This is a genomic window from Coprothermobacter proteolyticus DSM 5265 (genome assembly GCF_000020945.1).
Taxonomy (GTDB): Bacteria; Coprothermobacterota; Coprothermobacteria; order Coprothermobacterales; family Coprothermobacteraceae; genus Coprothermobacter; species Coprothermobacter proteolyticus.
This window is the reverse complement of record NC_011295.1, coordinates 1,072,310-1,093,589: the sequence shown is the minus strand read 5'-3', so window position 1 is coordinate 1,093,589 and position 21,280 is coordinate 1,072,310. Positions and strand designations below refer to the sequence as shown.

Here is a 21,280-nt window from a genome sequence, read left to right as displayed (position 1 = left end):
CAAATAAAAACTTGTCAGCAATTTAACAATTCTCAAACTACTGTGTGCTATAATCCTTTAGCTTGATTTATCGCTGAGGAGGTGTTAGCACTATGTCGTTGCAAATGTGGTCGCTCTTGGTTCTCTTGACAATTCTCATTTTGATCCTTTGGGTAGTTCTGCCGGTTACGGTGAGTGTGGATCCCGTAGCGGCTGAAACAATTATCATGAGTAAGCCAGCAAAGTATTGTGAAATAAGTCTGAATGCCGGAGTATGGACTGGAGAACCTTCTCGAAGTGCTCCTTTCCTAGTAGAAAAGATGGCAATCCAAGCTGGAGCTAGTGCAACTGTAGCTTTAGCACTTGGAAATGCTTACAGGGACTGTAATCCGAACGAGTTGCCAGCTGAAGTGTTTATCGGTGTGATAAAGACAGAAAGCAATTTCAATCCCAAAGATGTTTCATATGCTGGAGCAAAGGGGATCATGCAGCTATTACCAAGCACATTTAGAATTTATCTAAAGGCATACCCTTCCCTTTTTAGTAAAGGAGACATTTTTGACCCTTATGAAAATGCGTGTGCTGGTTTACTCTACCTGAATGACAACTATGAGGCATGGGTCGGGCATGTAAAGGACAGGTCCAAAGCCATTGATCTAGCAGTTGCCTCTTACCTTACTGGTGTTACCAAGCTTAAGAATTCTGGTTACAGCGGTAGAATTTACGATGGGAACAACTATGTGAGCAACTACCTGAATAAGGTTAAAACTTACGCAAGGAGTGCCATGCAAGTAACAGCAAGATGACGTTGAGAGAATCCATTGAGCAAGCACCGCACAGTCCGGGTGTTTACCTATTTTATGGGAATTCTGGACAGGTTATTTATGTAGGTAAAGCTAGTGACTTGCACAATCGCCTGGCTGACTACGCTCGTAGCCAGCCAGGCCAGAAAGAACACCTTATAATGAGCAATGCTTCTAAGGTGAGTTGGATCATAGTTGCCAACGAAAGGCAATCTCTTGAACTGGAAGAAACACTTATAAAAAAATATGCTCCACCTTATAACGTTCTTCTCAAGGATGGTAAGGGCTATAGCTATTTACGCATTGACTTAAGCCAGGAATATCCTGCTGTAGAGATTGTACGCATAAAGCAGAGAAAACCAAAGCCTGGACAATTACTCTTTGGCCCGTTTGTTCCACTTCGTGTGCCTGACATGCCTGGCAAAGTAAGGGGTGACTTGAAGAACTTAATACAGATAGCTGAAGAGGTTTTCGGTATTAGGTCCTGTAAGGGTCCGCTCAAGCGAAGGATGCGTCCCTGTGTCTATTACGAGATCGGCAGGTGCTCTGGCCCATGCATAGGCAAGATAAGTCCTGAGGAGTACAAAGATCGCGTTCAGTTGTTCATCAAGTTTCTAAAAGGGGATACGAAAGAGGTTGAGAATCGCTTAACTAAGATGATGAAGGAAGAAGCTGAGAATTTGAACTTTGAGAGAGCTGCCGAACTTCGCGATCTTCTTTACACGGTGAAGAGGATTGGTATGCAGAGAGAAGCCAACGTCGATGGCAGCGCTGACCTTATTGCCTTTGCATTGAAAGAAGATCAGGCCTCTGGTTTTGTGGTCTCTGTTCGAGATGGCATGATAACCAATGTGTTTGGCCTAAAGTATTCTTCAGGAGCCACTATTGAGCCTTCGGAAGTCATGGAGAGCTTTTTTAGAGACTATGTGCGACTCTATCACGAGCAAGGCGTACTTGCCTACGTGAATGGCGCTGTAGCTGAAACGCTAAAACCATTAGGATCGTTGCATGGTGTTCAGGTGGAAGCTGTTCCGGATCACTGGAAGGCTTTGCTAAGGGTTGCTGAAGAGAATGCTGAGAGCATCTTAGAAAGAGATGAAGGGACTGAGAGGATTAAACGTGGACTACTCAGAATAAAGGAAGTGCTACGCTTAGAGCATATCCCTACGCGTATTGAGGGATTCGATATGGCTCAACTCTTTGGTTCTGAACGCGTCGGTGGAAAAGTGGCTTACGTTAATGGTCAATTCTATACACCCTGGTACAGGCACTACCGCATAAAAGGTTCTTACAAAGACGATTTTTCCTTCATGTACGAGGTGTTAATTAGGCGTTTGCAGGACGAGAAAACGGGACTGCCTGACCTCATGCTTATTGATGGGGGTAGGCAACATCTCGCGGTTGTTGAGAAAGCCATGGAGCAGCTTGGTGTTACTGTACCTGCAGTTGCCATAGCTAAACCTGATGATAGACTATTCGTGAGTTGGAAAGAAGACCCCATATATTTGCCGCCCGAGGATGTCGGGAAACAAGTACTTCAAACTATAAGAAATGAGGCTCACCGATGGGTTAATTCCTATCATAGGAAGTTACGCGAAGATTTTGGCGACATTCTGCTCGGTGTACCTGGCATAGGCAAAGCTAGACGACGCAAACTTATAGAGACTTTCGGTGGTATGGTAGGCCTGCAAGCTGCTAGCATTGAAGAGCTTACGGTAAAAGGCGGTTTACCACCTAAAGTTGCACAGCAGCTGTACAGAGCACTACATCCCGAAGATGTGGGGTAAAATTTAACCCATGAAGAAGTTTTTGGCGTCTGTTCTGATGTTTCTAGTGCTACTAGCGAGCGCTGTCCAAGGGCAAGCTCCTGTGGAACAAAGATGGTTTAACTTTCTTCCTTCTGATTACGTCTACTCAGCTTTCTCCACAGGGGATAAACTCGGCTATGTAACCACCGATTTTGTTGGCGTATTGCCGACGGGAGCTACTGTACAGCTTTCTACGGATATGGTTTCTTTTTATTTCACAGCATCTACTTTCTTTGTCCAAGATGTGTCTGGGAATGTTAAGTATTTTGCAAATGGTCAATGGACGAATGTAGGTATTTACAACGGTATGGCTTCCTATGAGGATAACCTTTGGCTATGGAAGGGCAATACTGTTAGCCTAATAACTAAAGATCCTAAAAATATAAGAGTTTTTGCTTCAGTACCTAACGAGGTTACATATGTTAGTGGTTTGCCCGCTAATGCGCTGGTTTCTACTAATTTTGGTGCTTTCAAGTGCACTGAGAATTCCTGTGAGCGGGTTGACCTGCGCTCATGTGATAAAGCTTGGGAACTAAAGAATGGTGATGTTGCCTGCTTAAAAGGAAACGTGCTAAGTTTGGGACAGCAGTTTTTCGACAACGTATCAGGTGCATCTTTTTCCAACGGTTTACTGTATTTCCTACAAGGAGACAAACTGTATGCGTTAGAGTCTTCTGCTACACAAATATCCAAAGTTGCTGCTAATTCCGTACTCAGTGGTGATTTTTTGATCACTCCGGCCGGTACATTCCAACTAAAAGGGCAGACTCTACAAAAGGTTTCTAGTAAGGTCAGATTGCCACTTTTGGGTAGTATAAGTCCTGGTCCTACGTTCATTTCGGATAATTACCGGTTGGTGTTCACTGATAAAGGTTGGACTGAGGAAATTCAAGACGCTAATGGTTTAAAAGTGAATGGTCTCTTGATGTGGGAAGCTGGTGGTCAGAGTTACTCGTGGGGAGAGACTTCTAGAACAATTAGAGGTACCATCATCGATGGTTTTGGGGACGATCAGGAAGGATATCTGCTGGTGGTCAGTGGCGACCATATGGGGCGTAAGAATCTCTTAGTGGTAGATGCTGTTACAGGTAAACCACTTGCTGGTATGGGTGTAAAACCAATCCTATCTTATGGTTACACGGGTGAAGGTTATTACGTGTCAACATCCAGTGAAATCAAGCTCCTTTCTTTAGGAACCATTACGAGTTTCGAAGCTAAGGTACCACCCCAAGATGTGGTTCAATGGAACGGGTCTGTGTACTACAGCTATGGAGAATATCTGGTGGGCCCTTTGGTTTATAAATTCTCAGACGCAATAACAGAGATTGTACCATCAGAAAATGGTGTTCTGGTCGTTACAGCTTCCTCGTTGTATCTGGTATCGAGTGATGTAAAGGATCTGGGCCAAGTATTTCCCAACTATCCTGCGGGTAAAGTGCTCGATGTGGCTACGGAGGGGGATCGTGTTTTCTTACTTACTGGTGATGGCATTTACACATTGCTTCCACAGGTTCATGTTGTGTTACATGTTGGAAAGAACACATACACTATAAACGGCGTCGAAAAGACCATGGACGTCTCGGCTACTATTATTAACAGCCGAACGATGGTACCCATAAGGGTAATATCGGAAGCTTTTGGCTACAGCGTGCAATGGGATGATAGCCAAAAGAAAGTAACCATTACAGGCCTTGGTCACAGCATTGAGCTGTTCAACGGGAAACCAACTGCATTTGTTGATGGAGCTCCCATGGAAATTGACGCTCCACCCACGATTGTGCAGGGTACGATGTTGGTCCCTGTTAGGTTCATTGTCGAGTCCATGGGCTTAAACGTGTTATGGGATCCGAATCTTAGAAAGGTGGAAGTAACACTACCATGAAGGTTTTAGTAGTAGGCTTGAGTCCGGCTCTGGATCAGGTGCTGGTCTTGGGCGAATCGGTTGAAGAGGAAAAAATATTCAGACCTGATAGGCGATACAGAAGTGCGGGTAGCAAGTCCTTGAATGTAGCAAGGTTCTTAGCCAGGTTAGGGCATGAAGTTCATCTAATTGGTTTCTTTGGCGATTACATTGGTCAGTGGTTATTGAGTCAATGTCGCGCCGAGGGTGTGAGTGTGCTTCCCATTCATTGTGATGATGACAACAGAATTAACGTTACCATAATTGGAGCGGGCAAAGAGTATGTTATTTCTGACAGGTGGCAAGAAGTCACCGATCACGAGTTGCACGTCTTACAGGAGCATTACGGTCACATAGTAAATGATTTTCCGTTTGTTATCTTTGCTGGTTCTGTGGCTAAAGGTGTAGGTTTGGACGACTACGAGAACATGGTAAGAACTGCAAAGGAAGCGGGGGCAAAGGTCATTGTAGATGCTAAGCCAAGCTTCCTACAAGTTTCTCTGCCTTATGCATGGCTCATAAAGGTGAACCAGTTTGAAGCTCGCGGCTTGAATGTACAGCAATTTCGAGGGAATTTGGGAATAACGTGTGAGAAATCTGGTGCTTTTTTTAAGAGTGAAAATGGTTTTGCACTCAAGGCAGAAGTACCACAGGTACCTTGCGTTAATTCGGTGGGCGCTGGAGACATTTTTCTTGCCTATCTGCTACATGTTTACTGGGCAGAGAAAGACTGGAAAAAAGCATTGTTAGTGAGCTCAGCAGCTGCTAGCAGTAGCGTTAGCACGGAAGCCATTGGAGAGACAAATGTCTCTTTGTTTGAAGAGCTAAAAAGATCTATCTCTGTCAAGGAGGTGGGTCTTGATGGCTTTAGTGAAGGTCCATTTTATGGGCGGTTTTGCTGAGCTTGGTTGTGGTGATTTAGAGTTAGAAGCTTCTAACTACGCTGATTTGGTTTTAAAGGTGGCTCATAATTGTCCAGGTCTGTCAAAATATCTTCTAGATGAGCCTGAAGGTATTAAGTCTGATTTTCTTGCTTTTTGCCGGGGGAGAGTTATTTCGGACCTTAGTTTTGTTTTCGAGGACGGTGATGAGATCGCTTTTTACCCACCCGTAACTTGGTAATTTGGTAACCCCCTCTATTTTCAGGTCGAGTTTTTATGATAGACTTAATATATGGAAGTATCGATTGAATCTTTACTAAACAGTTGGAAGAATCGTAAGGATGAGTTTAGGAAATCCTTTGTAAAACCAAAGGATGACTACATAAGTGCATTACGCCTTGGCGAAGCTGTTGGCGACAGAGATTTAGAGGCACGTTTTGAGGCATTGCTGTCTCTGCTTGCTAACTACGGCTTAGTGGACATACCTGATGCCATCCTCAATAGAATAGTGGAACTGATAAAGCAAATTTGGAAGCGTCAAGCCGTGCTCGGTATGACTGCTGGAGTTGCTTATATTCACTCTTTGGTGGAAGACCTAAGGCTTATACGAGCCAAAAATGACGCTGATGCCATTTTTGGTGAAAGCTCGGATCTGGTTCTGCTTTATTCATTGATGGATGTTCTTAGTAGAAGGCGGCACGAGGCTGGAAAGATTTTTTCGGCCATACAGAAGTACGATTGGAAAATGAAAATCGGTCCACTTGTAATTGCATTAGCACAATTCCTTCCAGTTACGAGATTAGGAGAATTGGTGGATTTTGCTACTACTAAGGACTTAATCTCTGCGAAGGATTTGGCGAATCTATATGTGGTTTTATACAAAAGGACCTCTGATATAAGCTACTTGAAGAAAGCATTTAGGGTTTACCTAGGTGTAGATGAGGAAAAGGCTTTAGAGGTTTTTAAAGAGCTACTCTCCGTTAGCGACGACCTTAGAAGTGTCTATAGCGACCTAGAGAGTGTCAAGAGTCCTGGCAGATTTAACCTCTTTGTTGTTTTGATCTCCGAGGTTGTTAAAAGGAAAGACTTTGATTTTGCTAAAGAGGTGCTTTGGGAGAAAGAGGGACACACGCTTACTGTGAAGCAGGCTCAGGCTTTGGGACGAGAACTCGGGTCAAAATATCCAAAGGCAGCTTTGGAACTGCTAAAAGAATTGCCTGGTGAAAACGGACTTTATGCGTTGCTCGGGATTCTATCGGGAACAAAAGACCTGGATGTGGCCATAGCTACCATGGAGCATGTGCTTGACAGACTCAAGACATACTCCGGAGACACTCTGCTCATTCTGAAACAACTAATAGCTGTTAGTATAAAACTGGATATATGGGATGAGCTTATTTTGTCTGTTCCCGATGATGCTCCATGGCTGGGAGATTTTGAAAACATCATGAGCGATGCCCTAAAAGTGTTGCAAGGCTCAGGGGATACAGAAATTCGTTTGGCGAATTTAGGGACTCCTATAAGCAATTTGGTGCTCCAACGAATGAAATCAGGAGGACCGCGAGTAAATGAATGGTTTGACCCAACTTGGTTTAGTGATGAGGATTAGAAAGGCTTGCCTAATAGATTGAATCATTCAATAGAAAACGCCCCGTCGTCGCGGGGCGTTTTCTTAATGGCGTTATGATTAGAGTCCTAGAAGGGTTTCTACTTCTTCTTCGTGCTCCATTTCTTCCTGCAGGATGTGCCTTATAACGTGGAAAGTGACAGGGTCGCCATTACCCGCATGCAAGAAATCAACAAGTTTCTCGTAAACTTCGATGGCTCCACGCTCGGCCTCCAAAACTGATTTTAGGAAGCCTTGCCAATCTGATCTATCAGCAGGATAAGTTATCTTAGGATAATTTGCTTGTTTTAGTATCTCTTCCCAATCATGAATAGGTTCTCCGCCCAGTTCCACAATACGTTCGGCTAATTCCTTTCTGTGTTCCTCTTCGTCTTCAGCCATTTCTTTAAGCTGGTCAGCGGTTATTTTTCCATCTAGTGTCTTTACAAGCTCTGCGCCTACCTCGTAATAGTAGTAAGCTATCCACTCATCTGCATAAGCCTTGTTTAGGAGGTCAATCAGTTCGTCCACATTTCCTTTTGTGTACTTCCTTGCATACTCACCCATGTGTATCTACCTCCTTTTTTACTCACTTACTTTAACGTCTGCCGAATTTTCCCAAAGTCCGTGAATGTTGCAATACTCTAGTGCGATAAGCTTTCCATTCTTCGGCACTTTCATAGTGAAAGTGACCTTTGGTTCAGCGTAGGTAGGACCGAGGTCAAAGGTGGCAATGTGAATGGGGTTAAAAGCTCGTCCTTCTTCTTCGAAAAACACTTGGATCCACTTAATGTGGTGTTCCACCAGATTCGGATGTGGAATGTCTTTCCCTACTTGTACTGTTACCTGAAATGGTTCGTTTGGTTTTACTTCAGATGGAATTTCAATGTAAGGAGTGTGTTTTTCTGTTTTACTGGTGTCATTTTGAACTTCATACGTCTTCACAGACGACCCCTCCTTTTTAAGTGAATCTAAAGAAATATTACCACAAACAAAAACGATCTATGCATAGCAACTAAACAAGCTCATTTTGGGTATATGAATAGTAGGAAAGAATTATTTTGAAAGAATGAGGTGATTAGATGAGCGGAATATGGACATTGTGGATGGTTGAATTGATGCTGAGCATGGTATGGTTTATGTTAATGAATTACTCGCCCCGCGTGGTGGAGCAAGAGTGGTAATAAGTCTATCTAGGTCAAAGCTTTTTTAGGGAGCTCAGTTTTGCATGGTCTTAGGGAGGTTAATGTGAGCAATAGGATTTTTAAGAGAATTCTGCCTTTTGTAGCTCTGGCTTTAGGAGCGCTGGTTGTTCTAGCTGGTTGCTCCACGGGGCCGGTGGAAGTAAAGACAGCTCTGGTTCAAAATGGTACTTTGGAACAAACTGCTTATGCCAGTGGTACAGTTATGGCTAAACGCGAGTATCCCCTTTATGGACCATCTGGAGTTAGCGTAAAGGACGTTGGAGTAGAGTTAGGAGATCGTGTTGAACAAGGACAGACCTTAGTAACCTTTGATGATAGTGATATAAAAACGCAGATTTCCGTAGCGCAAAACCAGCTTGACATATTGCAGATTCAACTTGACAGCTATAAGAAGATGAAAGACAGCGGTGGTAGCTTGGGGGGAACTCAGAGTGCTGGTACGTCTTTGGATGATCAAATTGCGATGCAGGAAATCCAAATCAAAAATCAAAAACTGAACATAACATCACTACAGAGCAAATTAAAATCATTTACGGTAAAAGCACCAGTAGCTGGCATTGTAGGTCAGCTACTGGTTAGTCCTGGTATGCCTTCTCCCATGGGGCAACCTGCTGCAGTTGTATATGACGTTTCTCAGAGGAAAGTTTCCATGATGCTGAATCCTGTAGATGCAATGTCCGTAAGCGTTGGTCAGACCGCTAGCGTTTATTTTGGTGATCAAACATTCGATGCCGAGGTGTCTTTTGTGAGCCCTGTCAGTATGAACAATGCCGTTAGTTTAGAAGTCACTTTAGGTGATGGTACTGAAATCCCAATAGGCTCTTCTGTAGATGTGGAAATAAAAACTGCTCAACAAAGCGGTCTCATTATTCCATTGTCGGCTGTCATTTATGCAGAAGATGGGACGGCTTATGTAAAGGTTGCTGAAGATGGCACAGTGAAGCAAAAAGCCATAAAGATAAGTGCACAAAATGCGAGCCAAGTTCTTGTTGAGTCTGGGCTTTCCGAAGGAGAAAAAGTTTTAATGGATCATCTAGATTTAACCGAGGGCCAGAAGGTTGTAACGAGGTAAGAAGATGGCAGACGTAGAAATACAACTGAAGGGTGTACGAAAAGTCTATGGAAAAGGAGAAGCGGCTTTTGAGGCCCTCAAAGGTATTGATCTTGAAGTGCAGAAAGGCGAGTACATTGCTATAACAGGGCGGTCTGGTTCGGGTAAATCTACACTCATGCATGTCATTGGCTGTCTGGACTCACTTACTGATGGAAAGTACTATTTGGAGGGCCAAGACGTATCGAAGCTGTCTGACGACGATCTAGCAAGGATCAGGAACAGAAAGATAGGTTTTGTTTTTCAGGCTTTTAACCTTTTACCTCATTTGAATCTCTTGGAACAGGTCATGGTTCCCATGTACTACGCTGGCATTACCGGCAACAAGGCAAAGAACAAAGCCATGGAAGCTTTGGACCGGGTAGGTCTATCCAGTAAATGGCATCGGCATGCTACACAGATCTCAGGAGGAGAAATGCAGAGAGTCGCCATTGCTAGAGCAATTGTCATGGATCCAGGACTCTTACTTGCTGATGAGCCAACAGGCAATTTGGATACAGCTACATCAGATCAAGTGATGGATATTTTTCAGGAGCTAAACAAGAGTGGCAGCACCGTAGTGTTAGTTACACACGAAATAGATGTAGCATCCAGAGCCAAGCGAATTGTCCATTTGAAGGATGGCTTAATCGAATATGAGGAGTCGAAAGCATGAACTTGTTGCTTAGGCAGGTTAAAGAAGCGTGGTTGAGCATATTAAGAGGCCGATTACGTTCGTTTTTAACGGTTCTTGGTGTTGTCATTGGCATTGCATCTGTGTTCACTATTCTGACATTGAGCGCCGGTGTGACAAGTACTGTGAACAGCGAACTTGGACGATTGGGAAGCGGTGTACTTCAGCTGACAGTCAGTCCAGCTGCAGGGAATGCAAGTTTCACTGAGCTGGACATGCTGGCGCTAAGAAACGCATCACCGTCTGTGAAATCCATTGTGCCCATACAGAATGTGACTGGTTATTACAGCGTTGCAGGCCGCAGTGGTATCGCCATGGTTTTTGGCACTAACTCAGAGTACTTTGGTTCATTCGGCTTAACATTGGATCAGGGGCAGTTATTTACTGATGCAAACGTTCGAAACGGTGACCTCGTGGCAGTGGTTGATAAAATGGCTTTACAACAAGGCATCCTGCCTTCTGATATAGTGGGCAAAAGGCTCCAGGTAAATGTTGGTGGAAGTACTTTTTCTCTTCGAGTGCTAGGTGTGGTAAAGAGTGGGGTTAGCATTGGAGGAGGCAATGGGTCAATGGTTAGTGTAGGTATTGATGAAAGGAATATTCCTATTACCGTTTATGTACCCTATACTGCACTAAAGAATGCTGGTTTATCCACTGAAATTACCAGTTTGGCTGTTTCGCTATCCTCTCAAGAAGAAGTTGAGCCTTTCGGTAAGTTGGCAGTGAACTTGTTAAACAACATTCATCACGTCCGTGGAGGATTCCAAGCAACGTCTTTGGTATCAGCTTTGGATGCTGTTAATAACATTCTTAATGTAATTAGCCTAGTTTTGTCAGTCATAGCGGGCATTTCTCTAGTAGTAGGTGGTATCGGTGTCATGAACATTATGTTGGTTTCAGTTACTGAGAGGACTCGTGAGATAGGCATACGTAAAGCGTTGGGAGCTAGAAGAAGGGACATTTTAATTCAGTTTCTTATCGAGAGCCTTATTCTGACACTCAGTGGTGGTGTGATCGGCATAGCATTGGGCTGGGCACTCAGCTCTGCAGCTAGTAGTGCTGCATCGATACCCATGCTGGTAACTTGGCAGAATTTGTTACTCTCAGTCTCGTTTGCGCTCCTAGTAGGATTGTTCTTCGGTATTTACCCAGCTTACAGGGCAAGCCTGTTGAACCCCGTAGAGGCATTGCGTTACGAGTAGACTGATCTCAGTATGTTTGCGTATGACACGACATCTTAGGGTGGACTTGTCAAAGGAAGAAAGCTATCCTAGCTAAGTACAGGCCCCGCTTTCTTCCTTTATCTTTTACGTAGTGCTCTGCTTGTCACTTTCTTTTTCAATCTTGCACGTATCTGCTTGGCCTTTACTAATGTGTTTGGGAAATTGAAGCTCATCTTAGCCCAGGCTTGTGTTAAATTATTACCATAAGAATATTAATACTAAGGGAAGAAAGGGGAGGCGAAAATTTTGTCGCGTCGCATTCAAGAACATCCTATTCTCGAATTCCCCAGTACTAAAGAGGTTACCATCTTCTTTGAAGGGCGCCAGATAATCGCGCATGAGGGAGACACTGTTGCTTCAGCGCTGATTGCAAACGGTATTGACGTTTTACGAGAGAGTATGAACCTACATAGACCCAGAGGACTCTTTTGTGCTATTGGAAACTGCAGTAGTTGTCTAATGGTTATCAACGGAGTTCCCAACACGAGGGCTTGTGTTACCCCTGTTACCGAAGGCATGACTGTGCAGCGTCAACGAGATAAGGGGATGATGCCATGATTCAAACAGACGTCATGGTAATAGGCGGTGGTCCAGCGGGTATGAACGCAGCATTGGCGGCAGCTGAGAGCGGGGCGCAGGTCCTATTGGTTGATAAATTTCAGAAACTTGGTGGTCAATTGGTCAAGCAGACACACAAGTTTTTTGGTTGGGCCCAGCGAGGTGCCGGTACCCGTGGGTTTAACTTGGCGAAACAGCTTGCAGCTCAGGTGAATGCCCAACCAAATATTAGGACTTTGTTGGGGTACGAAGTAGTAGGTGCATACCCAGATCAGACGTACTTGGCTGCTTCTTGGGAGGATCACGTAAAGATATCTGCCAAAAAAGTTGTTGTCTGCACGGGTGCTGCTGAGCGGATGATATTATTTGAAAACAATGACGTGCCTGGAGTAATGGGTGCAGGTGCGGTCCAAACCCTTATGAACGAGTATGGTGTGCTTCCAGGTGAAAATTTTCTCATCGTTGGCAGTGGAAATGTTGGCGTCATATTAGCCTACCAGTTGCTTCAGGCAGGAGCTAATGTGGATGCCATCATTGACGTATTACCCAAGCTTGGCGGTGCATACTGGGTACACGCTGCTAAGGTTCAAAGGTTAGGGGTACCCCTTTTGTTAAAGCGTACGGTACTTGGTGTCTATGGCCGTGAGCATGTCGAAGAAGCCGTTACTGTTGAAGTTGGTGAGAACATGGAACCAATTCCTGGCAGCGAAATGCATCACAAGGTTGATGTAGTGGCACTGGCGGTGGGATTAATGCCTATGGCGGATTTGTTCCAAATGCTCCAGGTTGAGACAGTTTATATTCCTGAGCTGGGTGGCTTTGTACCGTGGCATGACGAGTTGGGTCACACTACTAATCCAAGCATTTATGTTGCTGGAGATGCAGGAGGTATTGAGGAAGCTACCACTGCAAGTTTAGCGGGAAGTATCGCTGGTTTAGTAGCTGCAAAGGAGCTTGGTTTTCCAATTAATGAAAACTGGATTGACGAATACCTACAGGCTCTTAGTAGTTTCAGGGAAAGCTCCCTAAGTAGAAAAGTGCTTGAGGGGATTGAACGCATGAGAGGTGATAGCAATGCTTGAGATGGACGGTGTCCCCACTTTAGATGATGTCATGGGGAATTTCCCTAGTGAAGAACGCCTTCTTAAGGGATTTGTGGCTGTACATGAATGCTATCAAGATATCCCTTGCAATCCATGTGTAGAATCTTGTCCCGTGCACGCAATTTCCATGGAAAAACTTACCTCACCGCCGGTGATCGATTTTGATAAATGCACTGGCTGTGGCAACTGTGTGGCTTCTTGCCCAGGGCTAGCCATATTCTTACTTTCTTTGAAGAATGGCGACGCACAGGTAACCATACCTTACGAGATGATTAACGTTCCCGAAAAAGGAGAAAAAGTGGACGGTCTTGATCGATATGGAAAGAAAGTTTGTGATGCCCAGGTGGTTCGCGTAGTTAAACTCCCTTCTCTGGATAAAACTAGCAAAACTACTTTGGTGACGCTGGAGATTCCAAGAGAACTGTTGCCTGTCGTGCGCTCCTTTAGAAGGAGATGATTAAGGATGAATGAAGAAAACATTGTAGTTTGCAGATGTGAGGATATCACCCTCAGAGAACTTAGAGAAGCCATAAAGGAAGGTTATGACTCTTGGGATAAACTAAAACGTTATTTAAGAATCGGTATGGGCCCTTGTGGCGGCAAGACTTGCAGACTTCTAGTGTTTCGAGAATTGGCCATGGTGAAAAATGTGCCTATATCCAAGCTTTACGTGCGAAAAACCGTAGTTAGGCCTCCCATAAGAAGTGTACCTTTCAATGCCCTGGAGAAGGAGGCGAGCTTATGACTTATGACGTGATCATAGTAGGTGGTGGCATACAAGGTGTAGCGACAGCGTATGAGCTAGCAAAAAGAGGTGCTGGTAAGATTTTGCTTCTGGAGAAAACAATTCTAACTGGTGGGTCAACGGGTTCGTGTGCGGCTGGTATAAGAGCCCAGTTCGGCTCCGAATTCAATGTGCGCCTCATGGCACGAAGTTTGGAAATATTTGAACACATGGATGAAGAACTCGGTTACAGCAAAGAATATCTTGAGCTGTGGCAAGGTGGGTATTTAGTGTTGGCTTACTCGGAAAAAGAATTTGAAGGACTGAAACGTAATGCAGAGGTTCAGCATAGATTCGGCCTGGATACAGCCATACTGTCTCCTGAAGAAGTTCAGAAAGATTTCCCACGTGTCAACATAGATGGTGTAGTTGGAGCCACGTATCACAGCCGGGATGGTCATGCAGATCCGTTTCGTGTTACGTTTGCCTACGCAGAAGCTGCACGAAAGCTGGGAGTGGAGATAAGGGAATGGACTCCTGTTTCAGAGATTCTCGTGGAGAATGGTAAAGTGCGTGGCGTGAAACTTCAAGACGGTTCTGAAGAGTACGCTGATAGAGTTCTAGTAACCGCTGGTGCCTGGACTACAGCGCTGCTTAAGACGGCTGGTGTAGACTTGCCTCTGTGGGGTGAAAAACACGAGATTCTGATAACAGAACCCTGGGAACGAGTACTCGGTCCCATGGTCATATCTTTCTCCAGAGGTTTTTACATACAGCAACGTCCCCATGGGTCATTTATTATGGGACTTCCTCCAGTAGATCCAGAGCATTGGTATGAGCCAGAAGCGTTTGATTTCTCAAGTAGCATGGATTTCTTGATGCGGATGGCCAAGGAGGCAACGCATGTTCTTCCTTTCCTTCAGGGTGTGAACATAGTAAGGCAATGGGCTGGGCTCTATGAGATGACTCCAGATCACCATCATGCAATTGGTCCCGTTGATGAGGTTGAAGGACTTTGGGTTGCAGCAGGTGGATCTGGTCATGGATTCATGTTCGGTCCTGTCATGGCGGAGCAGCTTAGCAAATGGATGACTGGTAGCTCCATGGATATTGACCTAACGCCTTTGGCTCCTGGACGCTTTAAGAAAGGCGCTCTTGTTGTGGAACCTGCAGTGGTTGGATGAATGAAACACATTTAACCAATCAATAGGTTACGTCTGACTCTGGACTAAGCAGTGAGTTTTTTTTGTCTTTTAGGAAGGCTGCTACGTTATAGGTGGTTTATCTGTGTCCTATTGGCTGTTTTTTGTAGCGTTGTATAATCTAAAGCAGTCGTTTTGTGTTGAGCGAACTTCAAGACGCGGAGGTGTTTAGTAAAGTGCGAAAACTAGTCGCCATATTGGTTTTAGTTATAGCTGTGGCAGTTCCATTGGCTGGCTGCACTAACAGCAGCCAAGGTGACAATGGCAATGCCCAGGTTACCTATAAGATGAGGATTTACGGGACCGAGTCGTGCCCTTATTGCCAGCGAATGAAAGATTTATCCATCGAAATGTTTGGTGCAACCAATACCATTTTTGCGGAGATTAACCCTGCCATTACTGGAACGGAAGCCAATCTGCAAAAGTTTTGCATACTTGGGTCAGTTTTAGCTGCTGGAGATTGCAGTGCTCCTACCCCCGTAGTGGTTCTTACTGATGGGGAAGACCATTTGCTGGCTCTGTGGATAGGTTATGTGGAAAAAAGTGAGCTGCAAAAGATTCTGGACAATACGTCTGTGGATAGACCTCTATACTGGCCATACAATTCGGAGGGCTTCATACCTTTGACAGAAGATAAAGTCAATAAGGTAAGGGAAACACTTGGTTTAAAGTGATATACTCTTGGTCGCTACATAGAGCCTTTTTTTTAGCAGAAAAGGGTATTGAGCTGCTACTGCGGAGAATCATCAGTGCTCGCGGCTGACGGCAGGTTAATTCTTCTTTTTGTTACTGAATAACTATTTCTCCATTTAGTCTTTTGGAAATGGGTAGCCCTTCTAACGCACTGTTGGGAATGAGATCCCAAGGATAAATTATGTCGTTTTCGCTACTTTTGACTGTCTTCCTTACGCACGAATGACTAAACGATAAGTCCTCCAAGTAAAGTTGCAGTTCTTTCGCGTTTGCAAGCTCCATAATAGATCTAGCTACTAAGCGCTGTTGGCTCTTTGGTGTAATGATGACAAGGCTGTCACCTTTTTTAAGAAATAGCACGTGATCCAAACCAATACACAAAATAGGTTTCAACCTAAAGATGGCAATGTTCTCTAAAAGCTCGAAACTGTATTCTGAGTGATACCATATTGGTTTTTCCATAATACAATAATACATGTATGATGACACAGTACCATTACTTGCCTCGCAAGAAGAATAAAGCCAAATTTCCTTGGTTTTTGTTATGGATTTTGCTTTTAGCCGTTGTAGCTCTTTATTTCCTCAGCCCATGGAAGGTTAACGTATTAAACGAACTTGTTGTGGTGCCTGTTGTAGAAGGGGTACAGAAGAACTACCAGGCTTCTCTCAGAATCGGTGTGAACAAGCCAGGCTTGGTAAGCGTAACCCTAATTGATCAAAGTACGAGTTCCACTGCTACGGTGAGTCGTGATGTGTTCTTCGTTTGGAATCATAAGGATGTTACCGTTCCTTTTACCGTTGATAAACCAAGCACGTTAAAAGCTAACGTGGCTTTTTTGCGTACTAGCACGATAATTGATGTGGGACTGGGTGTGTCCTTGAAGGATGTTTACGTGATGGGCTCCTACTATCAGGGAAAAGTAAACCTGTATGAGAGGCCCGAAGGGTATCCCACATTCAAAGTAGTGGGAACTGCCACAGCAGAGGATGGCTTTATTCCGCTTACCATTTTAAAGAATTATGGTTTTGAAGTGCAAGGGGACGCAACTTCCATTTCTTGGGATTTGGATTCACAGATAAAAGTTACTTTGGATGTTCAAGCAAGGCAAATTCGTTTTTCATCAAGAAAATATAATGATTTGTATTACGCCTTACCACTGAGTGGAACTTTTGAAATAAACAAGAATGGAGCTGTTAAAGGAGAAGGAGTAGTTATACCCCTGCCAGAGCAGGTTACTTCGGCTCTTGGAGCTAGGACATTTCCTCAAGTTGGTCTTGTTTTACATCGCGGATATTTTACCGTTGAAGATAGTCCAGTACAAATCTTCGAGTACATCGATAAGTTTGGCATCTATCTTCTGGACAAAGCTACTTTTGACAAAGACGCTCGTGCTCGTGAAGTTTACGCGCATGTGAATACATTGAAATTAGAAATAGAGGAATTGAGCAAAGATTTTTCTCAAGTCTGGCTTAAAGACCGAGAGGATACGGAGGCGCTCTTAGCTCAATTTGTTTCTCCAAATGATAGGTCATGCGACCTTATCTCACCCATTCCGAACCCCATTGTCACATCCTATTTTGGCGAACGAGAGCATCCTCTATTAGGTACCACTGTGCTTCACAGTGGTATCGACATATTAGCCATGGCTGGCTACCCTGCCCGAGCAGCTGCCGATGGCCAGGTGGTTTACACGGGCTACAGAAGTCAATGGGGGTATTTTGCTGTGCTCAAGCATTCAGGGTGTGCTACCGTATATGCTCACTTGCTTAGACTACCGCAAAAACAGGAATACACTCAAGGAGAGGTTTTTGCATATACAGGAGCATCAGGTTTTGTTACTGGTCCCCATTTGCACTTCGAGGTAAGGATTGGTGGCAAACCAATGGACCCAAGACCGTTCATTGGTATCAAATAATGGGAGGGATACACGTGGGTTTTGAAGAGAAGATGCAGGAGATCAAAGGTTATCTGAGGCGCATCGAACTTTTGGGCAACGCTATGGGGGTCTTAAACTGGGATCTCGAAGTTAATGTTCCTCCTGGAGGAGTGAAGGGTAGGGCAGAAGTCCTAGGCTACTTATCAGGAGAGATGTACAAATTAATAACTGCACCCGAAGCTGGAGAGTATATTGCGTGGCTTGAGCAGCAAAATCTTACCGATCCAGTTCATAAGGGCATGTTGCGCGAAATGAAGAAAAGTTACGAGCGTCTGGTAAAGATCCCTGCTGACAGGTTCGTAGCTTTCTCACGACTCACTTCAGAAGCGCAAGCAGTGTGGGCTGAGTCTAGAAGAAGAAATGACTACGAAATGTTCAAGCCATACCTTAAGCAAATTATGGATTTTGAAAAGGAATTTGTCGGTTACCTGGGATACAAACAGAACAAATACGACACATTACTGGATCAATATGAGCCGGACATGACTACAGCTGTCTTGGACAAGGTTTTTGGCGACCTCAGGGATAAATTGGTAGAGCTGCTTACTGGGCTAAGGGAACAGGGTAAAGCGCCCAATAACGATTTCTTGAAAGGACATTATCCAGCAGACAAACAAAAGGCATTGAATAGGGAAGTCCTAAAGCTTATGGGATTCGATTTTAATCGAGGCAGAGTAGACATAAGCGCTCATCCGTTCACCACGTCTTTCTTCAACGGGGATGTGCGTATAACTAACCGCTACGATGAAGAGTATTTCTTGTCTTCATTCTTTAGTGCCATGCACGAGGGAGGTCATGCTCTGTACGAACAAGACATTTCTGACGAACTTTATGGTACGGGACTCGCTACTGGAGTTTCTATGGGTATTCATGAATCGCAGAGCAGGTTCTACGAGAACATGATTGGTCGGAGTAAGGGCTTCTGGGAGTATTTCTTCCCAACGGTGGTTAAAGAGTTTCCGAATCTTTCTGGTGCCAGACCTGAAGACATGTACAAGGCAGTGAACACTGTGGAGCCTTCGCTCATACGCACAGAAGCAGATGAGCTGACCTATGCCATGCATATCATAATTCGGTATGAAATGGAGAAGGCGTTCATAAATGACGAAATCACTGTAGATGAAGCTCCCGAAGTGTGGAATGAAAAGTATGAAAAGTATTTAGGCATACGTCCAAAAGACTACAGTAGCGGCATACTTCAAGATACACATTGGTCTGGTGGCATGGTAGGATACTTCCCATCCTATGCACTAGGCAACCTCTATGCGGCACAGTTCCTTAATACAATGAAGAAGGATATGGATGTGGAAGAGCTGCTTAGAGAAGGGAATTTAGAACCCATTCACCAGTGGCTAAAAGACAAAGTGCACAAACATGGTGCTGTCTACACACCTTCTGAGCTAGTAGAAATGGTTACAGGGGAGCCACTTAACCCTCAGTATTTTGTGGATTACTTAGCAGCTAAGCTTAGAACCGTTTACAACATAGATTAAGGAGCAAAAGGGCGGGGCTTTTGAGTAGTACTACTGTAGCGTCTACTTTGAGCCCCGCGAATATTCCAGAATTAAGTTGAGTTTTTCTTTTGGTCTTTCTTTTCTGGTTTCTTAGACTGAGGGGTTTGGTTCGGAGTAACTGGTGAAGTTGGTATCTCCTGTTCTTGCTGTTCTTCTTCTTCTGGGAGCGGTTCAGGTATGAATTCACACTCTTCCAAAGGTGGTTCCTGTTTCGTGGGTACTGGCCATAAAACTCTTACAGGCTGAAATGTGGAGCAGTCTGCATTGTAAGTCACTGTTAGATCTGCACTAAGCGACAACGTCTCCCAACTCACAGGAGACGTTTGTAAGGGAACTGCTTCTGGTTTTGTGATGCTGCTAACGGGTTTCTGGCTACCTCCACCTAGTAGCTCTGAATCCTTAAGGTTCACCGTTACGCTTACTATGTTTTTGGGTTTACTCAAAGCTGGTCCAACTGGGATAAGTTTTGCCTTGAACAGATCTCGTGCAGTGTATCCCCATAGCCACATACCAGGATGTTTTGTGGTCATGTTTTTATAGGCTCCCTTGACTTCTGGTATGTCAGCATCTATGCCCACTGTGAGAGCGTACACAAAGTTGGTGGAATAACCCACATACCACGAGTCTTTCCACGAACTCGTTGTACCGCTCTTACCAGCTAAGAACCTGCCGTCAACAGCAGCTTTAGGCGTATAGGCATTGCCCATAAACATGCTGTGAAGCATGTCACTCATCACATACGCTGTGGATTCGTCAATAACTTTGTATTTCCAGGGTGTTTGTTTGTAAATTGTTACTCCTACGCTGTTCTTCACTTCCTTTATGAAAACAGGTTCCACGGCGTATCCACCGTTGGCGAAGGGTGCATAGGACAGTGCCAGGTTAAGGGGGGTAATTTCATTTACCCCAATGGCAGTGCTTGGAACCGGCCTGACCTCTTCAGTGATGCCGAATTTCTTTGCATAGTACTGTACTGCGTCGATGCCCACCAACAGTGCTGTTTTAACAGCGGCTATGTTTGATGATCTAACGATAGCTTCTCTCACGGTAATTTGCCCCCACCAAGTGTTGTTGAATTCGTGGGGACTCCAGGTGTCACCTGGTATGGGCACCTTAATCGGTTCAGAAACCCATGTGTCGAATGGTGTAAGCATGTTCATTTGAACTGCTGCCGCATACTCAATGGGTTTAAATGAGGAACCCGTTGATCGTGGTGCCATCGCTCTGTTGTATTGGGTTTCTGAGTATTTTCTTCCACCTACCATGGCGAGTATTTCACCATTTCGCGGATCTATTATGATTGCTCCTGGTTGGGGTTGCCTAACGCCCTTGTCATCCAAGACTACTGTCCCAGTTATGGATTTATCACGTTCGTCTAAGTATTGTTCTATGGAACTTTGCAGTCCTTCAATGAGTTTTACGTCAAAGGTGGTGTATACAGACAATCCACCGCTAAATGTGAGATCCGCCCCAAAATTCTCAACTAAAAAGCTCCTAATGAAATCCATTGCGTAACCTTTAGCATCAAGTTCCACCAGAGAAGTCTGGGAAAGCTCAATTGTTTGGTTCTTTGCTTCTTCGTATTCCTCCTCAGATATGGCTTCTTGGGATAACAGTTTATTTAGGACAACATTTCTGCCATTTATGGCAGCCTCCAAATTACTTGTAGGGGCCCGTACAGATGGCGCAGGTAGAATTCCTGCAAGTAACGCAACTTCTGACAATGTTAGCTCACTAGTGTGCTTGCCAAAATAGTGCTGAGCAGCAGTCTCAACACCATGGCATCCATCGCCAAAATAAACCATGTTCAGGTAAAGTTCCAGTATTTGATCTTTGGTGTACCTTTGTTCCAATCTGTAAGCAAGTACAAATTCCTTTAGTTTTCTATCCATGGATGTCTCCATGCCCAGGTTGAACATGACACGAGCTAACTGCTGGGTTATAGTGCTTCCACCTTGCTGTATAGATCCATGCATGAGGTTGGTCAAGGTTGCTCTTACGATACCTACCCAGTCTACTGGGCCGTGATTGTAGAACCTGTGGTCTTCCGACCCCACAAATACGGTCTTTACCAGGGGACCCATTTCTTCTAAGGAAACATATTTGTATGGAGCGCTACTACCTAAATAGCCTAGTACTATGCCATTACGATCGTATACTGTGCTGGGTTCCTGTATGTCGAGCTTTACTTCGTCAGGTTGGGGCAAATCAGCTGCTAAAGTTCTAATTATGTTCACTGCATAAACTGCTATCGCTGACGCGATTATGGCGAAGATAAGAAGAATTACTCCAAAAACCCTTGCCCACCTAATACGGCGCTTATTCTTTGATTTAGCCATAGTAGAATAACATTATAACGC

21 protein-coding genes are annotated in these 21,280 nt (G+C 44.4%); 17 read left to right on the top strand and 4 right to left on the bottom strand.

Annotated features, from left to right (window positions below; genetic code table 11):
* The first annotated feature begins 92 nt into the window (after positions 1 to 92).
* The 6 genes from COPRO5265_RS05790 to COPRO5265_RS05765 are packed head-to-tail and all read left to right on the top strand — an operon-like array spanning position 93 to position 6,980.
* Complete coding sequence (locus COPRO5265_RS05790) at positions 93 to 785, top strand: transglycosylase SLT domain-containing protein (protein WP_012544887.1); 693 nt, start codon at positions 93 to 95, stop codon at positions 783 to 785.
* Complete coding sequence (gene uvrC, locus COPRO5265_RS05785; RefSeq protein WP_012544039.1) at positions 782 to 2,569, top strand: excinuclease ABC subunit UvrC; 1,788 nt, start codon at positions 782 to 784, stop codon at positions 2,567 to 2,569. The genes COPRO5265_RS05790 and uvrC overlap by 4 nt, the downstream gene beginning before the upstream one ends.
* A 10-nt stretch (positions 2,570 to 2,579) precedes the next feature.
* Positions 2,580 to 4,472: a copper amine oxidase N-terminal domain-containing protein gene (locus COPRO5265_RS05780; RefSeq protein ID WP_012543681.1), complete on the top strand. Its 1,893-nt coding sequence runs from the start codon at positions 2,580 to 2,582 to the stop codon at positions 4,470 to 4,472.
* The gene (locus tag COPRO5265_RS05775; RefSeq protein ID WP_012543834.1) at positions 4,469 to 5,392 is read left to right on the top strand and encodes a 1-phosphofructokinase family hexose kinase; all 924 of its coding nucleotides are present in this window, start codon (positions 4,469 to 4,471) and stop codon (positions 5,390 to 5,392) included. The genes COPRO5265_RS05780 and COPRO5265_RS05775 overlap by 4 nt, the downstream gene beginning before the upstream one ends.
* Positions 5,352 to 5,612 carry a MoaD/ThiS family protein gene (locus COPRO5265_RS05770; protein WP_143708121.1) on the top strand — a complete coding sequence of 87 codons (261 nt, stop codon included), beginning with the start codon at positions 5,352 to 5,354 and terminating at the stop codon, positions 5,610 to 5,612. Before COPRO5265_RS05775 ends, COPRO5265_RS05770 begins: the two co-directional genes overlap by 41 nt.
* Positions 5,613 to 5,663: 51 nt before the next feature.
* A complete protein-coding gene (locus tag COPRO5265_RS05765; protein ID WP_012544517.1) occupies positions 5,664 to 6,980 on the top strand; it encodes a hypothetical protein in 1,317 nt (438 codons plus the stop codon).
* A gap of 78 nt (positions 6,981 to 7,058) precedes the next feature.
* Here COPRO5265_RS05765 and COPRO5265_RS05760 read toward each other — a convergent pair whose 3' ends face one another.
* Both COPRO5265_RS05760 and COPRO5265_RS05755 read right to left on the bottom strand, forming a co-directional pair.
* Positions 7,059 to 7,544 (bottom strand): ferritin-like domain-containing protein, encoded by a 486-nt coding sequence (locus COPRO5265_RS05760; RefSeq protein ID WP_012544467.1) that lies wholly within the window; start codon positions 7,542 to 7,544, stop codon positions 7,059 to 7,061.
* Positions 7,545 to 7,562: 18 nt separating this feature from the next.
* A complete protein-coding gene (locus COPRO5265_RS05755) occupies positions 7,563 to 7,922 on the bottom strand; it encodes a class II SORL domain-containing protein (RefSeq protein ID WP_012544722.1) in 360 nt (119 codons plus the stop codon).
* A gap of 303 nt (positions 7,923 to 8,225) precedes the next feature.
* On the opposite strand from COPRO5265_RS05755, the gene COPRO5265_RS05750 reads away from it, so the two are divergent.
* The 9 genes from COPRO5265_RS05750 to COPRO5265_RS05710 all read left to right on the top strand — a co-directional run bounded on the left by COPRO5265_RS05750 (position 8,226) and on the right by COPRO5265_RS05710 (position 15,450).
* The gene (locus COPRO5265_RS05750) at positions 8,226 to 9,254 is read left to right on the top strand and encodes an efflux RND transporter periplasmic adaptor subunit (RefSeq protein ID WP_236608196.1); all 1,029 of its coding nucleotides are present in this window, start codon (positions 8,226 to 8,228) and stop codon (positions 9,252 to 9,254) included.
* Positions 9,255 to 9,258: 4 nt separating this feature from the next.
* The gene (locus tag COPRO5265_RS05745; RefSeq protein WP_012544904.1) at positions 9,259 to 9,948 is read left to right on the top strand and encodes an ABC transporter ATP-binding protein; all 690 of its coding nucleotides are present in this window, start codon (positions 9,259 to 9,261) and stop codon (positions 9,946 to 9,948) included.
* A complete protein-coding gene (locus tag COPRO5265_RS05740; protein ID WP_012543855.1) occupies positions 9,945 to 11,168 on the top strand; it encodes an ABC transporter permease in 1,224 nt (407 codons plus the stop codon). Before COPRO5265_RS05745 ends, COPRO5265_RS05740 begins: the two co-directional genes overlap by 4 nt.
* 267 nt (positions 11,169 to 11,435) lie before the next feature.
* Positions 11,436 to 11,747: a (2Fe-2S)-binding protein gene (locus tag COPRO5265_RS05735; protein ID WP_041735777.1), complete on the top strand. Its 312-nt coding sequence runs from the start codon at positions 11,436 to 11,438 to the stop codon at positions 11,745 to 11,747.
* Positions 11,744 to 12,829 (top strand): NAD(P)/FAD-dependent oxidoreductase, encoded by a 1,086-nt coding sequence (locus tag COPRO5265_RS05730; RefSeq protein WP_049750685.1) that lies wholly within the window; start codon positions 11,744 to 11,746, stop codon positions 12,827 to 12,829. Before COPRO5265_RS05735 ends, COPRO5265_RS05730 begins: the two co-directional genes overlap by 4 nt.
* Positions 12,822 to 13,307, top strand: coding sequence for an NADH-quinone oxidoreductase subunit I (locus tag COPRO5265_RS05725; RefSeq protein WP_012544482.1), 486 nt, complete (start codon positions 12,822 to 12,824; stop codon positions 13,305 to 13,307). The genes COPRO5265_RS05730 and COPRO5265_RS05725 overlap by 8 nt, the downstream gene beginning before the upstream one ends.
* Positions 13,308 to 13,313: 6 nt before the next feature.
* A complete protein-coding gene (locus COPRO5265_RS05720) occupies positions 13,314 to 13,595 on the top strand; it encodes a (2Fe-2S)-binding protein (RefSeq protein ID WP_012543595.1) in 282 nt (93 codons plus the stop codon).
* On the top strand, positions 13,592 to 14,758 hold the full coding sequence (locus COPRO5265_RS05715) for an NAD(P)/FAD-dependent oxidoreductase (protein WP_012544339.1): 1,167 nt from the start codon (positions 13,592 to 13,594) through the stop codon (positions 14,756 to 14,758). Before COPRO5265_RS05720 ends, COPRO5265_RS05715 begins: the two co-directional genes overlap by 4 nt.
* Positions 14,759 to 14,952: 194 nt before the next feature.
* Positions 14,953 to 15,450, top strand: coding sequence for a thioredoxin domain-containing protein (locus COPRO5265_RS05710; protein WP_012544484.1), 498 nt, complete (start codon positions 14,953 to 14,955; stop codon positions 15,448 to 15,450).
* 112 nt (positions 15,451 to 15,562) lie between these two features.
* Here the strand turns inward: COPRO5265_RS05710 and COPRO5265_RS05705 are convergent, their stop codons facing one another.
* Positions 15,563 to 15,931: a hypothetical protein gene (locus COPRO5265_RS05705; RefSeq protein WP_143708119.1), complete on the bottom strand. Its 369-nt coding sequence runs from the start codon at positions 15,929 to 15,931 to the stop codon at positions 15,563 to 15,565.
* Between the two features lie 17 nt (positions 15,932 to 15,948).
* On the opposite strand from COPRO5265_RS05705, the gene COPRO5265_RS05700 reads away from it, so the two are divergent.
* Positions 15,949 to 17,385 (top strand): M23 family metallopeptidase, encoded by a 1,437-nt coding sequence (locus COPRO5265_RS05700; protein WP_012544231.1) that lies wholly within the window; start codon positions 15,949 to 15,951, stop codon positions 17,383 to 17,385.
* A 14-nt stretch (positions 17,386 to 17,399) separates the two neighbouring features.
* Positions 17,400 to 18,899, top strand: coding sequence for a carboxypeptidase M32 (locus COPRO5265_RS05695; RefSeq protein ID WP_143708118.1), 1,500 nt, complete (start codon positions 17,400 to 17,402; stop codon positions 18,897 to 18,899).
* A gap of 71 nt (positions 18,900 to 18,970) precedes the next feature.
* Here COPRO5265_RS05695 and COPRO5265_RS05690 read toward each other — a convergent pair whose 3' ends face one another.
* The gene (locus COPRO5265_RS05690) at positions 18,971 to 21,259 is read right to left on the bottom strand and encodes a transglycosylase domain-containing protein (protein WP_012544287.1); all 2,289 of its coding nucleotides are present in this window, start codon (positions 21,257 to 21,259) and stop codon (positions 18,971 to 18,973) included.
* Positions 21,260 to 21,280 lie beyond the last annotated feature (21 nt).